The following is a 17,042-nucleotide window of genomic DNA, read 5'->3' on the forward strand; positions in this document are numbered from 1 at the left end:
CCTCCTCTTTATTCGTAAAAGGTGGTAAAAGAAAAGCTGCAGCCTTGTTTTGCAGCTTTTCTTTTGCTAGTTTTTATCTTCATCAGCACCCTAAAAAAGGAGCGGTTAAACCTGTGGATTATGTCATTGAAATGTTGAATATACGCAAAGAATTCCCTGGCATTGTAGCAAATGATAACATTACGCTGCAGCTAAAAAAGGGCGAAATTCATGCGCTGCTTGGTGAAAACGGCGCTGGAAAATCAACGCTTATGAACGTGCTTTTCGGACTGTATCAGCCTGAAAAAGGTGAAATCAAGGTACACGGAAAACCGGTTACAATCTCAAGTCCAAATGATGCTAGTGATTTAGGCATTGGAATGGTCCATCAGCATTTTATGCTAGTTGATACATTTACTGTGGCTGAAAACATCATTTTAGGAAAAGAGCCAAAGAAATTTGGAAAGATTGACAAAGAACAAGCCATTCAGCAAGTGCAGGAACTTTCTGACCGTTATGGACTAAAAATAGACCCTGCGGCTAAAGTATCTGACATCTCAGTCGGTATGCAGCAGCGAGCAGAAATCTTAAAAACACTATACCGCGGCGCTGACATCTTGATCTTCGACGAACCAACAGCCGTCTTAACACCTCAAGAAATAAAAGAACTCATACAAATTATGAAAAACTTAATCAATGAAGGCAAATCCATTATTTTAATTACCCACAAGCTTAAAGAAATTATGGATGCCTGTCATCGTGTGACCATTATCCGAAAAGGGCAAGGTATTCGTACACTTGATGTGGAACACACAAACAAAGACGAGCTTGCCAGTTTAATGGTCGGCCGCGAAGTCTCATTTAAAACAGACAAAAAAGCAGCCTCCCCTGCTGAAGAAGTCTTGCAAATTCAAGATCTCACTGTTAAAGATACGCGAGGAATTGAAGCCGTGAAACAACTCAATTTATCAGTGAAAGCCGGTGAGATTGTCGGAATTGCGGGTGTAGACGGAAATGGTCAATCTGAATTAATTGAAGCCATTACAGGTCTGAAAAAATCCGAATCTGGGACGATCATGCTAAACGGGAAAGCCATTCAAAATCTCCCGCCTCGTAAGGTCACAGAATCTGGTATCGGACATATTCCTCAAGACCGTCATAAGCACGGACTTGTCCTTGATTTTTCAATTGGAGAAAATATTTCCTTACAAACGTATTATCAGCGTCCATATTCGAAGTTTGGCTTGATGAATATGAAAAATATTTATCAAAAAGCAAAACAAATCATTGCTGAATACGACGTACGGACACCTAGTGAATATACAGAAGCACGTGCGCTATCAGGTGGTAACCAGCAAAAAGCCATTATTGGCCGTGAAGTGGACCGAAATCCTGATTTATTAATTGCTGCACAGCCGACACGTGGACTTGATGTCGGAGCCATTGAGTTTGTTCATAAACGTCTGATTGAACAAAGGGATTCAGGCAAAGCTGTTCTGCTCATCTCCTTTGAGCTTGATGAAATTATCAATGTCAGTGATAAGATTGCTGTGATTTTCGAAGGCAGCATTATTGCCATTGTGGATCCAAAAGAAACTACAGAGCAAGAACTTGGTCTGTTAATGGCTGGAAGTACGCAACAGGAAGTGGGGAAAGAAGCAAATGTCTAATCGCTTAACAAATCTGCTGATTCCGCTTATCGCCATTGTACTTGGTCTTTTCGTTGGGGCCATCATTATGCTGGCAAGCGGTTATAGTGTCATCGAAGGTTATAGCGCCCTTTGGAATGGCGTATTCGGTGAAACCTATTATATGGGAGAAACCATCCGACAAGTCACGCCTTATATTTTATCAGGACTTGCTGTTGCCTTTGCATTTCGGACAGGCCTCTTTAATATCGGGGTAGAAGGTCAAATGCTGATTGGCTGGGTAGCTGCTGTATGGATCGGCACAACTGTCCATGCCCCTATGTATATCCATTTGCCTCTTGCACTGATCACAGCAGCAGCTGCTGGTGCATTATGGGGCTTTATTCCTGGATTTTTAAAAGCTCGTTTTTACGTACATGAAGTCATTGTCACCATCATGATGAACTACATTGCCCTTCATGTCACAAATTATTTAATCTCAAATGTCTTAACAAACAATAAAGATAAAACAGAAAAAATTGATGCAACAGCTTCCCTTCGATCTGGTTTTTTTGAGCAGATCACTGATTTCTCTAGAATGCATAATGGGATTTTTGTTGCCATTATTGCGGCTGTTGTCATGTGGGTTATTATCCAGAAAACCTCTAAAGGGTTTGAATTACGTGCAGTTGGGATGAACCAGCAGGCCTCTCATTATGCTGGGATGAACGTTCGACGCAACATCATTTATGCGATGCTCATTTCTGGTGCCTTTGCAGGTCTTGCAGGTGCGATGGAAGGACTCGGAACATTTGAATATGCTTCGATTAAAGGATCATTCACTGGCGTTGGTTTTGACGGAATCGCTGTTGCCTTATTAGGCGGAAACACAGCTATTGGTGTCGTCTTAGCGGCATTATTGCTTGGTGGATTGAAAGTCGGTGCTTTAAACATGCCGCTTGAATCTGGCGTACCGACTGAGGTCGTTGATATTGTGATTGCGATCATTATTCTTTTCGTTGCCTCAAGCTATATCATCCGTCTTGTCATTCAACAATTGAAGAAAAAGGGGGGAAAATAAGTGGGATTTCTGCAAATTCTTGAAATCATCGTCCCGGCTACACTTGTATATGCTGCACCACTTATTTTAACCGCTCTTGGAGGCGTCTTTTCAGAAAGATCAGGTGTCGTCAATATCGGTCTTGAAGGTTTGATGGTCGTCGGAGCATTTTCTAGTATTATCTTTAACTTAATGTTTGCTGATACGTTTGGTGCCTTGACCCCGTGGCTCGGTCTACTTGTTGGTATGGCCATTGGCGGCGTGTTCTCACTCATTCACGCTGTTGCCACGATTACGTTCAGAGCAGATCAAACGGTCAGTGGTGTTGCGATTAACATGCTAGCCCTTGGTGCTACGCTTTTTGTTGTCAAACTGATTTATGGAAAAGCACAAACGGATAAAATTACAGAACCTTTCTATAAAGGAGATATTCCCCTTTTAAGTGATATTCCGATCATTGGTGATATTTTCTTTAAAGATGTGTATTATACGTCCATTCTCGCATTAGTTCTTGCGGTTGTCGCTTGGTTTGTTTTATTTAAAATGCCGTTTGGCTTACGACTTCGTGCAGTCGGAGAGCATCCAATGGCAGCTGATACAATGGGAATCAAGGTATACCGAATGCGCTATATCGGGGTCTTCATTAGTGGTCTTTTTGGCGGTCTTGGCGGAGCTGTGTATGCATCGACCATCGCTCTTGATTTCTCACACGCCACCATTACAGGACAAGGTTTCATTGCGCTAGCCGCCCTTGTTTTCGGGAAATGGCACCCATTTGGCGCTATGGGCGCTGCTTTATTCTTTGGATTTGCACAAAGCTTAAGCATCATTGGCTCTCTGCTTCCGCTGTTTCAAGATATCCCGAACGTGTACATGCTCATCGCACCATATGTGCTGACGATCCTAGCTCTTACTGGCTTCATTGGACGAGCAGACGCACCAAAAGCACTTGGTACCCCTTATTTAAAAGGAAAACGATAAATAAATACCATGTATGATCAATCCCCTGAAGGACAAACTATCTTCAGGGGATTTTTGTATGATAAAAACGACAAAACCCCCGTTTATTTTACTTTTATTACACTTAATTTAGTTTAATAAATAGATGAGTGTCACAGAATCTTCTACAATTGAGACAAATAGCATTTGGGGGTGTTTATGTGGCTAATACACAACAATTGAAATCGATTACAAACGATTCTGACAATAATAAAAGCGTTTTCCGAAAAATTCTTTCTTGGAAAATTGGTGTTATTGATCTACCTGTGTATATAGTACTTGCAGCGATTATTTTAACTGCCGCTTATTTTAATAAAATTCCAGCAAATATGCTTGGTGGTTTCGCTGTTATTATGATTTTGGGGATTTTCCTAGGAGATGTAGGACAACGTATTCCAATCTTAAAAGATATTGGTGGACCGGCGATTCTTTCTTTATTCGTACCATCGTTCCTGGTCTTTTTTCATGTTCTGAATCCAAACTCGTTGGAAGCGGTTACGTCTCTGATGAAAACGTCGAACTTCCTATACTTCTATATATCTGCTCTTGTAGTAGGTAGTATTCTTGGGATGCAACGAACTGTTTTAGTACAAGGCCTTATTCGTATGTTTGTTCCTCTTGTTGCAGGTACAATTACAGCTGTAGCTGCTGGAATTCTAGTGGGTCTTCTAGTTGGTTACACACCGCATCATTCGTTCTTCTTTATCATTGTACCGATTATTGCCGGTGGTGTCGGTGAAGGGATATTGCCATTATCGATTGCTTATTCGCAAATTCTTGGTGTATCAGCAGAGTCATTAATTTCTCAATTGATTCCGGCTGCTGTCATTGGGAACGTCATTGCCATCATTTGTGCTGGCGCAATGAAAAAGCTTGGTGAAAAACGTCCTGAACTAAACGGGAATGGACGACTTGTTAAATCAAAAGAAGCAAATGAAATCTTTGAACAGCCTGACATGGATACTAAAGTTGACTTCAGCTTAATGGGTGCAGGTGTACTTGTTGCTTGTACAACCTTTATCTTTGGCGGCTTATTAGAAAGTTTTGTTCATATTCCAGGTCCAATCTTAATGATTGTTCTTGCTGCATTAATCAAATACTTAAACGTGATGCCTCAGCATTTGCAAAACGGCTCACAGCAGTTCTACAAGTTTGTATCGAAAAGCTTTACATGGCCTCTAATGGTTGGTTTAGGAATTCTATACATTCCACTTGATGATGTGGCCACTGTTATTTCGATTCCTTTCGTATGTGTATGTATTGCTGTTGTTCTAGGCATGGTTGGTTCTGGTTACTTTGTTGGTAAATTCATGAACATGTATCCAGTTGAATCTGCCATTGTGACTGGCTGTCACAGTGGATTAGGCGGTACTGGTGATGTTGCGATTCTTTCAGCTTCTGGAAGAATGGGCCTTATGCCTTTCGCTCAAGTCTCTACACGTCTTGGCGGAGCAGCAACCGTTATTTGCGCAACAATCTTACTCAGAATGTTTACTTAAAAAAGAAACAAAAAGCATGTCCTTTTCATAAGGGACATGCACAGATAGTTGACAAAGGGCTAAAATGTACTTTATTTTAGCCCTTTGTCTTCTTTTCAGCGTGATAGAAAACCTTTGCAGTCTAGGAAGGACGAGCACCGGAGCAGAGCGAATTTGACATTCGTGAGCACCGGAGCGCAGGACTGACAACGAATGCGAGGGTTTGTCTACACGCTGAGCATGTCCTTTTCGTAAGGGACATGCTTTTTTTATATTTCTTTTCTCCCATACATCCTCATTCATCAGCTAATACAATTCGTATATACTCCCGAGGCTGAAAAGGATACTGTTTCGCCTGCGGATAGGTCATATGGAGGAGTTGTTCAGAAAATAGTGGCCATTCACTCCCAGCCTGCCACCTTTTTTGATCATTTCGTTCAATCAAGAATGCTCCTCCTAAAATCGTGCAGAATATGCTTAAGCTGATGGCGATCTTTCGTTTCATTTGATCAGCTCCTTTAAGAAAAGCATGTACGAAATACAAAACAATATACAACGAGTTTCATTTTTGATAAAATATTTTTTGTGGTCAAAAGAACTCAAAACAATTTCGATTTGCCGTAAATCAGTTCAAACCAATGCACTATGTCTGTATTTACGCTATAATTTTAGTTACCAGTTCTTTAGAACGTGAATTTATATTGATCAAAGGAGGTTCATTTTCTTGCAGCTTATTCACTTCGCCATCCTATCACCTTTTTTACTTGCCTTTGTCGTCCCTTTTCTCTTTAAATACGTAAGGCGTATACATACAGGATGGTTTGTTCTCATCTTGCCTATTCTTTTATTTACCTATTTCATCCAAATGCTCCAGATCACCTCGAATGGACGAACGTTGTTCTCACAAGCTGAATGGATTCCCTCTCTAGGGATGAATTTCACTGTGTATGTAGATGGTCTCAGCCTGTTATTTGCTTTACTCATCACAGGTATTGGTGCACTTGTGGTACTGTACAGTATTTTCTACTTATCAAAGGAAAAAGAACAGCTTGGCTCTTTCTATACGTATTTATTAATGTTTATGACCGCTATGCTTGGTGTTGTCCTCTCTGACAACATGGTCGTACTTTATTTGTTCTGGGAGCTAACGAGTATCTCTTCCTTCCTCTTAATTGGGTATTGGTATAAGCGTGAGCGTTCTCGTTACGGAGCAACCAAATCACTTCTTATTACTGTGTTTGGCGGATTAGCTATGCTTGGCGGCTTCATCCTCATTTACCTGATCACTGATTCATTCAGTATTCGCGAAGCAGTCAATCAGCTTCAGCTCATTATGGCATCACCTTATTTCATCCCTGCGATGGTTCTCATTTTACTAGGGGCCTTCACGAAATCAGCGCAGTTCCCATTTTATATTTGGCTGCCTGATGCCATGGAAGCACCAACCCCTGTAAGCAGTTATCTGCATTCTGCTACTATGGTCAAAGCCGGTATTTATCTGGTTGCCCGCTTTAGTCCGATTTTTGCTATATCAGAGGTGTGGTTTTGGACCATTTCGATTGTCGGACTTATCACACTATTCTGGGGATCTTTCCACGCCGTTCGGCAAAATGATTTGAAAGCCATTCTGGCCTTCTCGACAGTGAGTCAACTCGGTATGATTATGCTCATGCTAGGAGTAGGCGCAGCTGCCATTCATGAAAACAACCCTGCCTTTTTTGGCGCAGCCGTTCTTGCTGCTATTTTTCATCTCATTAACCACGCGACCTTTAAAGGTAGTCTCTTTATGGCAGCAGGGATTATCGATCACGAAACAGGTACACGTGATATTCGCAAATTAGGTGGATTAATGACCATCATGCCAATTACCTTTACAATTACGTTAATTGGTACATTCTCGATGGCTGGACTCCCGCCATTTAATGGATTTTTAAGTAAAGAGCTATTTTTCACAAGTATGATCCGGATTTCTGACATCAGCTTTACGGATGTTTCAACATGGGGGGCTGTCTTCCCTGCTATCGCTTGGCTCGCTAGTGTGTTTACGTTCATCTACAGTATGATGATCGTCTTCAAAACATTTAGAGGCCGTCTGAATGTCGATCAATTGGAGAAAAAACCGCATGAAGCACCGATTGGTATGCTAATCCCGCCAATTATTTTAGCTGCACTTGTGGTCACGTTCTTCTTTTTCCCTAATATTCTTGCCTATTCTGTCATTGAACCTGCCATTCAAGCGATCATTCCAGAAGCCATTCAAACAGGAAGCCGCTTTGCCGTAAAAATTGAAGCGTGGCATGGATTCCAGCCAGAGCTTTACATGACAATTGGTGTAGTTGCGCTCGGTACCATTGGCTATTTAACGCTGTCAAAATGGCGCCCAATGTACAACATATTTAAGGAAAAATGGTCATTTAACGCTTTGTATGATCGTTCACTTATAGGTGTAGAAAAAGGGGCTTACCGCCTAACAAACAGCTATATGACAGGATTCCTTCGTGACTATCTTGTCTATGTATTTGGGTTTATGATTATCGTGCTTGGCAGCGTGATGTTCTACAAACAAGCCTTCTCATTTCAAACTGAGCACGCTGCATCAATCGGCACGTACGAAGTCATCCTTTCACTTGTGATGGTCGCAGCGACAGTCACGACTGTATTTGCTCGTTCACGCTTAACAGCTATTATTGCGCTAGGTGTTATGGGCTACACACTGTCACTATTCTTCGTGATTTTCAGAGCACCTGACCTTGCGCTGACACAGCTCATTATTGAAACCATTTCTGTCGCGCTGTTTTTACTTTGCTTCTATCATTTGCCAAAGCTGAGCCTGAAGCAAAAAACACGAAGATTTAAATTAACAAATTTGATCATCTCATTAGGTGTTGGAGTCGTTGTCACATGTCTTGCTTTCGCTTCAACAAGCCAGCAGTCTCTTGACACGATTTCAACGTACTTCATTGAAAACAGCTACAAACTGGCTGGCGGAGACAATATTGTCAATGTCATTCTTGTCGATTTCAGGGGCTTTGATACACTCTTTGAGATTACAGTGCTGGCCATTGCGGCACTCGGTATTTATGGATTATTGAAGGTAAAAGCACAAGGAAAACGGAAGAGAGGCGTACGGCGATGAGAAAGATTGATACGAATGATATGCTCTTACAAGTCACAACTAAAATTACAGCATTCATCATCTTGCTTTTCTCACTTCACCTATTTCTTGCAGGACATAACAATCCTGGCGGAGGATTCATTGGCGGTTTGATGAGCGCTGGTGCTGTCGTTCTTCTGCTTTTAGCCTACGACCTTAAAACAGTCAGACGCATTTTACCATTTGACTTTATTTATGTGGCTGGTGTCGGTTTGCTCGTTGCCATCCTAACAGGTATGGGATCTTTTCTGTTCGGAGCACCTTTCCTATCCCATGCATTCGATTATTTCCAACTGCCGTTTCTAGGGAAAACAGAACTGGCGACAGCGGTCCTGTTTGATATCGGTGTGTATTTAGTTGTTGTTGGTGTCACCATGACCATTATTCAAACGATTGGAGAGAAGGAATAATGGAATTTCTAATGTCTATTATCGTCGGAATCATTTTTATGGCAGCGACCTATTTAATGCTTTCAAAAAGCCTTCTGCGGGTCATCGTCGGTACTGCCGTTTTAAGTCACGGCGTCCATTTGCTTCTATTAACAATGGGCGGCTTAAAAAAGGGAGCACCTCCTATTTTGAAAGAGGGGCTCACATCCTATGTAGATCCATTGCCACAAGCATTAATTTTAACAGCCATTGTCATTGCTTTTGGTGTAACATCCTTTTTGCTCGTGATGGCCTTCCGTGCCTTCCAAGAGCTGAGAACAGATGACATGGATCAAATGAGAGGAAATGATCAGCATGAATAATCTCGTGATCCTGCCTATATTAATTCCATTACTAGCTGCTACATTATTGATCTTTATGAATAAAAACACCATGCTGTCGAGAGGCTTTAGTGTGTTTGCATCTCTTTTAGCCATTATCTGTAATGTCTATTTGGTCCAAACGATTTTCACAAACGGCATACAAACCCTTTATTTGGGCGGCTGGAAAGCACCGTTTGGCATTGCTCTTGTGGCCGATCAGTTTGCTGCGCTTCTTGTGCTGACCGCTTCCATTGTTGGACTTGTCACAGTTCTTTTTTCCTTTCAAACGATTGGGAAAGAAAGAGAGCGACTGTTCTATTATTCTGGTGTCCAATTCTTGTTAGCTGGCGTCAGTGGTGCCTTTTTAACAGGAGATATTTTCAACCTGTTTGTCTTCTTTGAATTGTTGCTAATGGCATCTTATATGCTCATTGTTCTGGGTGGTTCAAAGCCCCAGCTTCGTGAATCACTGAAATACATTGTGTTTAATATAATCTCATCGGCATTATTTATTGTTGGCGTAGCGTGTTTATATGCAGTCACAGGCACACTGAACATGGCTGATTTAAGTGTGAAAATAGCTGAATCTGGGCAAACAGGGTTAATCACCGTGATTGCCATTCTGTTCCTGATTGTATTTGGCTTAAAAGCTGGAGTCTTCCCGCTTTATTTCTGGCTGCCAGGGTCTTATCATGCACCGCCGGCAGCGATTTCAGCTTTGTTTGGTGCACTGCTGACAAAGGTCGGGCTATATGCGATTGCCAGGGTCTTTACGCTCATCTTTATACATGATACAGGTTTTACACATACAATTATGGCCTGGCTAGCCGCTCTAACGGTTATATTCGGTGTCATTGGCTCTATCGCCTATTCTGATGTGCAAAAAATTGTGATTTATAACATTGTCACAGCTGTTGGTGTCATTTTGTTTGGGATTGCGGCCAATACACCGGCATCACTTCAAGGCGCCATTTATTACCTCATTCACGATATGGTGATCAAAGGAGCTCTATTTATGCTCGCAGGGGCACTGTTTGTGTATGCTGGAACCAATCATCTGAAAAAAATGGGTGGGCTGATTCAATCCCAGCCTCTACTCGGCTGGATGTTCTTCATATCGGCTTTATCACTTGCGGGTATTCCTCCGCTAAGTGGATTTGTTGGCAAGCTGAAAATTGTTGAAGGTGGGTTTTCTGCTGGGTACATGACGTTCTCTATCCTTGTTTTACTGTCCAGTCTTCTTGTCCTTTATTCTGTTATGAGGATTTTCATGCTCGCGTTTTGGGGAGAGGAACAGGATATGCGAAGAAGAAAGCCATCCATTAGAGGAATGGTGTATCCTGGGGTACTGCTTGTTATCTTATCGCTTGCGATTGGATTAGGCACAGAATTCATTGCACCTTATATCAATCAAGCTGCGGAAATGCTTTCAACACCAGAAAAATATATTCAAGCTGTGCTGAAGGAGTAGATGAACATGGCCTTTCAAATATTATTAAACGCTCTCCTCGCCTTTACATGGATGTTTATGAATGATACATACAGAGCTGCAGACTTTGTATCAGGTTTTGCACTAGGGATGATCGCCATTTTTATGCTACGGCGATTCTTCCCGCAACGTTTTTACGGCTATGCCCTGTATGCGATTATCAAGCTCGTCATCATTTTTATCAGAGAGCTACTTCTTGCTAATTTGAGTGTACTCAAGACGGTGTTATCTCCAAAGCTTAAGATCAAGCCTGGTATTTTCGCCTTTCGTACAGATTTAAAAACAGATTGGGAAATCACCATACTGGCTAATATGATTACATTAACACCTGGTACACTGGTCATCGATATTTCGGATGATCGTTCGATTTTATATATTCATGCGATGGATATTGAAGATGCTGAAAAAGCCATCCACGATATTCGGGTATCATTTGAAAAAGCGATTCAGGAGGTGAGCGGTAAGTAATGGAACTGATCTTGCAAATGTCACTTGGAATTCTTGCGCTGTCTACTTTGCTTTTTGTCATACGGGTCATCAAAGGACCTTCTATCCCTGATCGCGTTAGTGCGCTTGATGCGATAGGAATCAATTTAATTGGGATGACAGCCATCGTGTCTATCTTACTGAAAACCACGACGTTCTTTGAAATTATTTTACTGCTCGGTATTCTTGCCTTTATCGGCACTGTCGCTTTTTCCAAATTCCTTGAGAAAGGGGAAGTGATTGAAAATGATCGTCATCGCTAAAGCGATCGTAATTTTCTTTATTCTGCTTGGCGCCATCCTCTGTTTAATTTCAGCCATTGGTGTCCTTCGCCTGCCGGATGTTTACACACGTATGCATGCTGCATCAAAAGCATCGACACTTGGTGTTGTTCTCATTTTAGTTGGTGTGTTCTTTCATGAATGGTTTCTTGCAGGGATCATCTCTGCGAAAATCCTGCTTGGGATTGTCTTTATCTTTCTGACCGCACCAGTCGGCGCTCATTTGATCGGAAGAGCCGCTTACAACACTGGTGTGAAAATGGACAAACGAAGTGTCCAAGATGATTATGGCGGTTTCCGTAACTTTGTCATTAAACGAAAAGAAGATTCTTATTTATAAATGAAGAACCTGACATTCAGGTCTTGTTCACTTTACCCGCATGTTCATAAAAGGGTATTAAAAAAAGCTTCCGCTGCACCGGGAGCTTTTTTATATGCGATCAATGACAGCGAGTGTACATCTTGACGTACAGATATGACGGTCTCGATCATCTTTTATATCGATTTGGAATACCATTGTACGCCGTCCTACATGTACAGGAACAGCTGTAGCTGTCACCACTCCATCACGTACAGATTTTAAATGATTGGCATTGATTTCAATACCTGAACAAACCTGCTTCGTTAAATCCAAATGAGCAGCAGCACCCATGCTTGCCACTGTTTCTGCTAGAGCAGCTGATGCTCCTCCGTGCAGTAATCCAAATGGCTGTTTTGTTCGGTGATCGACTGGCATTGTCGCCACGCATCGTGACGTATTGCATTCCACAATCTCAATCCCCAGTGCCTCAAGCAGTGTATTTGAACCACTCACATCCATCAAGGCCCTCTCCCTTCACACGTTTACAGGACACTTTCCGATTTTGCAATTAACACCGCTTCTGTTCGAGATCCAACATTCAGCTTATTAAAGATGGAGGTCAAACTGTATTCAATCGAGCGTTTGCTCAAATGAAGCACATCGGCGATTTCTTGGTTTGTGTACCCTTTTTCCACTTCTCTTAAGATTAAGCATTCACGCTCTGTTAACAGCTCATGATCCGTCTGCTGCGCCTGTTCTGGCTTTTCTTGCTGCTGTGAAATTAATTTCTTTAAATAGGATAGCTGAATGACAACTTCTCCTTGCAATGTGCGGTGTATGTATTCAATGATTTTGTCTTTTGTCTCTGTTTTACTTATTGCACCATGCAATCCAGCTCGAATGGCCTCTTCGAAATAATCATCTACTTCATATCCTGTATAAATGATAATTTTCACTTGTTGATTCGTTTCTAGAATTTGTTTGGCAATGTCCATTCCATTGATATCCCCGAGATTTAAATCCATCAAGATCACATCATAGATGGAAAAGTCATGCGTCTTTAAAAAGGCGCCTTCTGCATCAGGACTTAAACAATCGACTGATAGCTGCTGATCTGATTCTAATATGCTTTTTGTCCCTTCCATGACAGCCGGATGATCATCAATGACCAATATCTTCTTCATGTCTTCCTCCCTTTAAATCACTCACTTCCATTTTATATAAAAGACTTGGCAGATGCCAAGTCTTATTCCTTAAGAAATCGTTACAATTCCATTTCAATTTTCACCTTGAGCCCTTTTTCAGGTGCTGTGTGAATTTGAAGCTTTCCATTTAGAGCTTTGACTCGTTCCCTTATGCCAGAAAGACCCATGCTCATCGTGTGCTGATCAAGCTGGCTTGCATCAAATCCGACTCCATCGTCCTCATAATGGAGAACAACTTGATCTTTAATACAAATGAGCATCACTAAGACTTGGCTGGCCTTAGAATGCTTCAACGCATTGGATAACAGCTCCTGCACAATCCGGTAAATATTCAGCTGTGAGTCAATATCAATGTCCAGTTCTTTATCAAAGCGGGTTGTATTCAGCCTAATATGAAATGGCGCTTCCTCTTGAATTTGCGAAGTCAGCTTCGAAATTGCCTTCACTAACCCCAAATCATAGAGGAGCTGCGGCCGAAGTTCATGACATGTTTCTCTCGTGGTTTGAATCACCTTAGACATTTGTTCATTCCATGAGATCAATGAATTTTCAATAGATGTTGGGCATTGGTTGTTTTGGAAATTGGTTAAGAACATCTCGGACTGTCTCTTCAGTGAAATCAAATCCTGCAGCACAGAATCATGAAGATCCCTCGCTAAATCTGAGCGCTGCTTTTCTTCCATGGCGAACATGACTTTCTTCAGCCAGGCGGGATTGGCTTCCCGCTGTTTCAAATCCTCAAGATGCTCCATCAGTTCTTCGATCTTAACGACATTTTCTAAACTGACACTTGTGTAAAATGCCAATGTTTTCAGCCATGAAATTTCATCGCGGGTCAGCTTAGGTGTCCGTAAATTAGATAAACAGCAAATCACAAACGAGTGACCGCCCCGCTCACCAATTTTCATCATGAATCCTTTATCCAACCCGATGATTTTACCAACTTCACCTAAAATATCTTGAAATTGATCCACATAATCTTTCCATAGCTGGCTTTCTTCTATTGATTCATCAATTTCAACAATTTGTCCATCTGCCTTCACTTCAAGCACAAAGGCTTTGTTCACAACAAGTACTTCTAAGATGGTGTATTTTAAATGATACAATACTTGATGAAGTGATGACGCCTCACGAATAAGCTGTGTGAATTTAAATATACTATCCTGATAATTATGCTTCTCTGAAAAACGCTTCAATCGAAAACGGAAATCGATAATTTCTTTAAAGTAGAAGACGGTAAGCATAAGAATGTACGTGATAATCGTAAATTTCACTGTATAGAAATTTGCATTTGGCTTTTGAATAAAATCAAAAAGAACAACCACTAGTATTGTTGGTGTAATTGCTAAAAAACCGTAGTATTTAATCCTTCCCATAAAGAAATCAACATTATATAGCTTATTTGACATAAATTGATAGACTAAGAAAAAAGGAATTAAAAGAACAAACGATGCAACAACATACGGTGAAATAAAATATATACCAAAAAAATAAGGAATGATAAAAAATAGCATGAATGGACTGAATGCTGAGATTAAAATGAGTGCAAATGCTCGAAGTACATTGCTGACTTCATTGTCTTTCAATTTTTTAGCAGCCCTTATAGTGATAATAATCGAAAGGAAAGCCAGAACAAAAAATGAAAGTAAATTGACATATGCTAATAGATCTACTGGTCCTGCTTTATTTTTATAGAATAAAACTAATAAAACGTTAGTCACTGGAACTAGATACAAATAAAAAAGAACTCGACGACGAATAATTTCTGTTCCTAATTCTTTTAAATATTGATACATAAAGTGCATATATAGTGGAGGTACAATATTCATTGTAACGATTACAAGAATACGACTGATAGCCTCTCCTTTTCCAGAACCACCAGAACTTACATAACCTATAGACACCGCCAAAAGAAATAAAGCTAAAATATAAGCTGACTCTTTTTGGTTTGCTTTATTCATTTTTAAAATCATAAATATACAAAATAGACAGATGGAATAAAGAATGACTGGTATTAGATAAATAAACAGATTCGCTTGACTCAATAACCTTACATTCTCTAAATCAATTTTATCACCATGTCTATCAACGACTAAACTTTTAACATTAGCTAAAAAACCTCTTTTAACTTCTTCAACTGGTTTTTTATTCCCATTCACTTCAAGTATGATATCGCCTTTCCTAACTCCAGCTAGATAGCTATCTGTAAAATTATCGACATCCACTACCTCAAGTTGACCGTGACTATTTTCCTTAACAGCTGCTCCAACAAAAATATTAAATACGTTGATATAAGAGATGTAAATCACATAGATGAAGCTAAGGATAACTAATATAACTGTTAACTTAGAGTAAAACTTTCTCATAATATTTATCTACTCAAGCAGTTGCCCATATGATTGCTTTAATAACGTCTTCTTTCTGGAATCCGTCAACAATAATACTTGCAGTTTCTTGATCAACGTGAAGCAATGATGCGTTCCCATTAGCGATTTGATTTAATGTTGAAGGATTCTCCACTAAATAACTAACCAATTCCTGAATTTTCATCTTCTCCATCTCCAATTAAAAAAAGTATCAGTTTTTTCTTTTTTGAAGCCTCTAAATGTAGTTTCTTGAATGCTTCTTTAAACTTATTTCTGAGAAGGTTTCTCATAATAAATACATATTGTTGAGCACCAGATTTTTTTAATTTATCCTTTAATTCTTCAGAGCCGGCACTCTTATCCTTTGATTGAAAATAACTGAGCAAGTCTGAACTAGATGGATTAAATTCATTTTTCAAGTAAACTAGCGGTAATGTTTGCATTCTTTTAAAGTCAATATTATCTTTATTAAAAAGACCTAGATAGTCATTTTCAAGCTGTTCCGCCATTCCTAGGTAATAAGCATATTCTTCTACCTTCTTTTCAAAAGAACCTGTTGCCAAAACAACACCTAACACACAAGGTAATACAAACAGTGACCCTGCTTTTAACTTCATGATATTTAAACAATCCTGCTCATTCTCCGGTTCCAGTGTCATATCCAAATGCTGCCCTTGCATTGACTGAATGGAATAAGAATATACATTGTTTAAAAGCTTCGCTCCATGATCAAGCTTTGAAAACACATCAAAACTCAATGCAAAGAGAACATTCGCCGCATTAATCGCAATTCCGCTCTGACATTTCATCCAAGGATACGAATCATTATCCTGATCTTCAATATCATCTAATATATCGGCAGATAAGATGAGAAGTTCAATCCCTGCTGCCAGTTTTGTAATCGCTTGCTTGTCTTGTCCGCCAAATGCCTCATAATGTTGGTAAGCCAATTGCCCAAAAGGAAATTCATTCTTTATATCTGTAAATTCGAGAAGCAGCTTTTGTAAATCATTTTGTCTGACTGCATGTTGAATAAAATCAGACATTTTCTGCTTGATTTTTGTATTCTCTAGATAGTTTAGCATACTCGATCTTGATCCTCACCCTCTCGCCTCTTATTTTACTAAAAAGAAATAAGCAAATGTCCACTGACATCACTATTTAACAATTATATAATAATATATCCTTTTTTTGTATGTATTTGGATAAAAAAAAGACTTGATGGTTATCAAGTCTTTAAGAAATTTTCACATATTCATATTTGTCGTATTGATCAATGCTTTTGTTAATGTTATGAAGAGAAGCCGTTGTTTCTCTAATTTCGTTTTCAAGTTTCCATAATAATTGTTTAAGTTCTTCGATTTCATACTTTTCCATCGATTCCACTCTCCTTTTTTGGAAGATCAATGTATTTGTGTATGTTGATTGGGTCATAAGTATTTGATCTGTTACTAACAGTGTAAATGCTATTGAGTATTTTTTCACCGAAAAGTATGCACAAAATGTGTGCGTGATACCGCAAAATTCAATAGGTCTTTTTTCATCATTTTCAGACTTTTCAAATGATACTTTTATCTCAATTTCAAAGGAAATACGTCATTTTTGCGACATGAACAGGCATCATTCGTCACAATTCTCACGATACAGAACATACGATCCCCTCCATTTCCTCGGTTTTTCATGTTATAGGTCAGACGACAGGCTCTACTGTAGACACCGCAATTTTTTGGCGACATTCACCGAAATTGACCGCAAAAGTACCTATTTTTATGATGAATATGCAAAGGTAGAAAGATCATTTTGATTCTTTATTCGGATTTTCTTCATACATTTAGAACAGATATCCGTCCAAATTCACTTCAATG

The 17,042-nt window shown here is 39.9% G+C and carries 18 protein-coding genes; 11 read left to right on the forward strand and 7 right to left on the reverse strand.

Translation table 11 applies throughout. The features are described from left to right. Positions 1–113: 113 nt before the first annotated feature. The 4 genes from ID12_RS00475 (at position 114) to ID12_RS00490 (ending at position 5,165) form a co-directional block, all read left to right on the forward strand. Positions 114–1,649 carry an ABC transporter ATP-binding protein gene (locus ID12_RS00475; RefSeq protein ID WP_050826563.1) on the forward strand — a complete coding sequence of 512 codons (1,536 nt, stop codon included), beginning with the start codon at positions 114–116 and terminating at the stop codon, positions 1,647–1,649. Beyond that, positions 1,642–2,688 carry an ABC transporter permease gene (locus ID12_RS00480; protein WP_017367955.1) on the forward strand — a complete coding sequence of 349 codons (1,047 nt, stop codon included), beginning with the start codon at positions 1,642–1,644 and terminating at the stop codon, positions 2,686–2,688. Before ID12_RS00475 ends, ID12_RS00480 begins: the two co-directional genes overlap by 8 nt. Beyond that, positions 2,689–3,648 carry an ABC transporter permease gene (locus tag ID12_RS00485; protein ID WP_008345835.1) on the forward strand — a complete coding sequence of 320 codons (960 nt, stop codon included), beginning with the start codon at positions 2,689–2,691 and terminating at the stop codon, positions 3,646–3,648. It abuts the gene before it with no gap. A 179-nt stretch (positions 3,649–3,827) separates the two neighbouring features. Next, entirely contained in the window at positions 3,828–5,165 is a 1,338-nt protein-coding gene (locus ID12_RS00490; protein WP_017367956.1) for a 2-hydroxycarboxylate transporter family protein, read from the forward strand. A 274-nt stretch (positions 5,166–5,439) separates the two neighbouring features. Here ID12_RS00490 and ID12_RS00500 read toward each other — a convergent pair whose 3' ends face one another. Then, entirely contained in the window at positions 5,440–5,649 is a 210-nt protein-coding gene (locus ID12_RS00500; RefSeq protein ID WP_019744044.1) for a hypothetical protein, read from the reverse strand. 219 nt (positions 5,650–5,868) lie between these two features. Between ID12_RS00500 and ID12_RS00505 the strand changes: the two genes are divergently transcribed. From ID12_RS00505 to mnhG, 7 genes are read left to right on the forward strand one after another with little or no spacing between them, the layout of a single operon-like run. Continuing rightward, positions 5,869–8,280 (forward strand): Na+/H+ antiporter subunit A, encoded by a 2,412-nt coding sequence (locus ID12_RS00505; RefSeq protein WP_035389255.1) that lies wholly within the window; start codon positions 5,869–5,871, stop codon positions 8,278–8,280. Then, entirely contained in the window at positions 8,277–8,708 is a 432-nt protein-coding gene (locus tag ID12_RS00510) for a Na(+)/H(+) antiporter subunit B (RefSeq protein WP_008345843.1), read from the forward strand. Before ID12_RS00505 ends, ID12_RS00510 begins: the two co-directional genes overlap by 4 nt. Then, positions 8,708–9,049 carry a Na(+)/H(+) antiporter subunit C gene (locus ID12_RS00515; protein ID WP_003213576.1) on the forward strand — a complete coding sequence of 114 codons (342 nt, stop codon included), beginning with the start codon at positions 8,708–8,710 and terminating at the stop codon, positions 9,047–9,049. The genes ID12_RS00510 and ID12_RS00515 overlap by 1 nt, the downstream gene beginning before the upstream one ends. Then, positions 9,042–10,520, forward strand: coding sequence for a Na+/H+ antiporter subunit D (locus ID12_RS00520; RefSeq protein ID WP_019744043.1), 1,479 nt, complete (start codon positions 9,042–9,044; stop codon positions 10,518–10,520). Before ID12_RS00515 ends, ID12_RS00520 begins: the two co-directional genes overlap by 8 nt. Before the next feature lie 6 nt (positions 10,521–10,526). Next, positions 10,527–11,006 (forward strand): Na+/H+ antiporter subunit E, encoded by a 480-nt coding sequence (locus ID12_RS00525; RefSeq protein WP_017358944.1) that lies wholly within the window; start codon positions 10,527–10,529, stop codon positions 11,004–11,006. Then, the gene (locus tag ID12_RS00530) at positions 11,006–11,287 is read left to right on the forward strand and encodes a Na(+)/H(+) antiporter subunit F1 (protein ID WP_008345849.1); all 282 of its coding nucleotides are present in this window, start codon (positions 11,006–11,008) and stop codon (positions 11,285–11,287) included. Before ID12_RS00525 ends, ID12_RS00530 begins: the two co-directional genes overlap by 1 nt. Then, positions 11,271–11,645: a monovalent cation/H(+) antiporter subunit G gene (mnhG, locus tag ID12_RS00535; protein WP_003213369.1), complete on the forward strand. Its 375-nt coding sequence runs from the start codon at positions 11,271–11,273 to the stop codon at positions 11,643–11,645. The genes ID12_RS00530 and mnhG overlap by 17 nt, the downstream gene beginning before the upstream one ends. 90 nt (positions 11,646–11,735) lie before the next feature. Here the strand turns inward: mnhG and ID12_RS00540 are convergent, their stop codons facing one another. From ID12_RS00540 to degQ, 6 genes are all read right to left on the reverse strand, one after another. Next, entirely contained in the window at positions 11,736–12,125 is a 390-nt protein-coding gene (locus tag ID12_RS00540; protein ID WP_017358943.1) for a hotdog fold thioesterase, read from the reverse strand. A gap of 23 nt (positions 12,126–12,148) precedes the next feature. Beyond that, complete coding sequence (locus ID12_RS00545; protein ID WP_007500477.1) at positions 12,149–12,790, reverse strand: two-component system response regulator ComA; 642 nt, start codon at positions 12,788–12,790, stop codon at positions 12,149–12,151. A gap of 80 nt (positions 12,791–12,870) precedes the next feature. Next, entirely contained in the window at positions 12,871–15,177 is a 2,307-nt protein-coding gene (locus tag ID12_RS00550) for a sensor histidine kinase (RefSeq protein WP_017358942.1), read from the reverse strand. Between the two features lie 13 nt (positions 15,178–15,190). Next, positions 15,191–15,361, reverse strand: coding sequence for a competence pheromone ComX (gene comX, locus ID12_RS00555; protein ID WP_017358941.1), 171 nt, complete (start codon positions 15,359–15,361; stop codon positions 15,191–15,193). Further along, the gene (locus ID12_RS00560) at positions 15,339–16,262 is read right to left on the reverse strand and encodes a polyprenyl synthetase family protein (RefSeq protein WP_017358940.1); all 924 of its coding nucleotides are present in this window, start codon (positions 16,260–16,262) and stop codon (positions 15,339–15,341) included. Before ID12_RS00560 ends, comX begins: the two co-directional genes overlap by 23 nt. A 151-nt stretch (positions 16,263–16,413) precedes the next feature. Continuing rightward, on the reverse strand, positions 16,414–16,554 hold the full coding sequence (gene degQ / locus ID12_RS00565) for a degradation enzyme regulation protein DegQ (RefSeq protein ID WP_003213123.1): 141 nt from the start codon (positions 16,552–16,554) through the stop codon (positions 16,414–16,416). Positions 16,555–17,042 lie beyond the last annotated feature (488 nt).

Origin of the sequence: Bacillus altitudinis, from assembly GCF_001191605.1 — a bacterium.
In the GTDB taxonomy this organism is placed as follows: Bacteria; Bacillota; Bacilli; order Bacillales; family Bacillaceae; genus Bacillus; species Bacillus altitudinis.

What these genes read in the sequence shown, in the direction of transcription:
- ID12_RS00480 (WP_017367955.1), top strand. Translation starts at nt 1,642, where the DNA reads ATGTCTAATCGCTTAACAAATCTGCTGATTCCGCTTATCGCCATTGTA.
- ID12_RS00500 (WP_019744044.1), bottom strand. Translation starts at nt 5,649, where the DNA reads ATGAAACGAAAGATCGCCATCAGCTTAAGCATATTCTGCACGATTTTA.
- ID12_RS00510 (WP_008345843.1), top strand. Translation starts at nt 8,277, where the DNA reads ATGAGAAAGATTGATACGAATGATATGCTCTTACAAGTCACAACTAAA.
- ID12_RS00515 (WP_003213576.1), top strand. Translation starts at nt 8,708, where the DNA reads ATGGAATTTCTAATGTCTATTATCGTCGGAATCATTTTTATGGCAGCG.
- ID12_RS00520 (WP_019744043.1), top strand. Translation starts at nt 9,042, where the DNA reads ATGAATAATCTCGTGATCCTGCCTATATTAATTCCATTACTAGCTGCT.
- ID12_RS00525 (WP_017358944.1), top strand. Translation starts at nt 10,527, where the DNA reads ATGGCCTTTCAAATATTATTAAACGCTCTCCTCGCCTTTACATGGATG.
- ID12_RS00530 (WP_008345849.1), top strand. Translation starts at nt 11,006, where the DNA reads ATGGAACTGATCTTGCAAATGTCACTTGGAATTCTTGCGCTGTCTACT.
- mnhG (WP_003213369.1), top strand. Translation starts at nt 11,271, where the DNA reads ATGATCGTCATCGCTAAAGCGATCGTAATTTTCTTTATTCTGCTTGGC.
- ID12_RS00540 (WP_017358943.1), bottom strand. Translation starts at nt 12,125, where the DNA reads ATGGATGTGAGTGGTTCAAATACACTGCTTGAGGCACTGGGGATTGAG.
- ID12_RS00545 (WP_007500477.1), bottom strand. Translation starts at nt 12,790, where the DNA reads ATGAAGAAGATATTGGTCATTGATGATCATCCGGCTGTCATGGAAGGG.
- ID12_RS00550 (WP_017358942.1), bottom strand. Translation starts at nt 15,177, where the DNA reads ATGAGAAAGTTTTACTCTAAGTTAACAGTTATATTAGTTATCCTTAGC.
- comX (WP_017358941.1), bottom strand. Translation starts at nt 15,361, where the DNA reads ATGAAAATTCAGGAATTGGTTAGTTATTTAGTGGAGAATCCTTCAACA.
- ID12_RS00560 (WP_017358940.1), bottom strand. Translation starts at nt 16,262, where the DNA reads ATGCTAAACTATCTAGAGAATACAAAAATCAAGCAGAAAATGTCTGAT.
- degQ (WP_003213123.1), bottom strand. Translation starts at nt 16,554, where the DNA reads ATGGAAAAGTATGAAATCGAAGAACTTAAACAATTATTATGGAAACTT.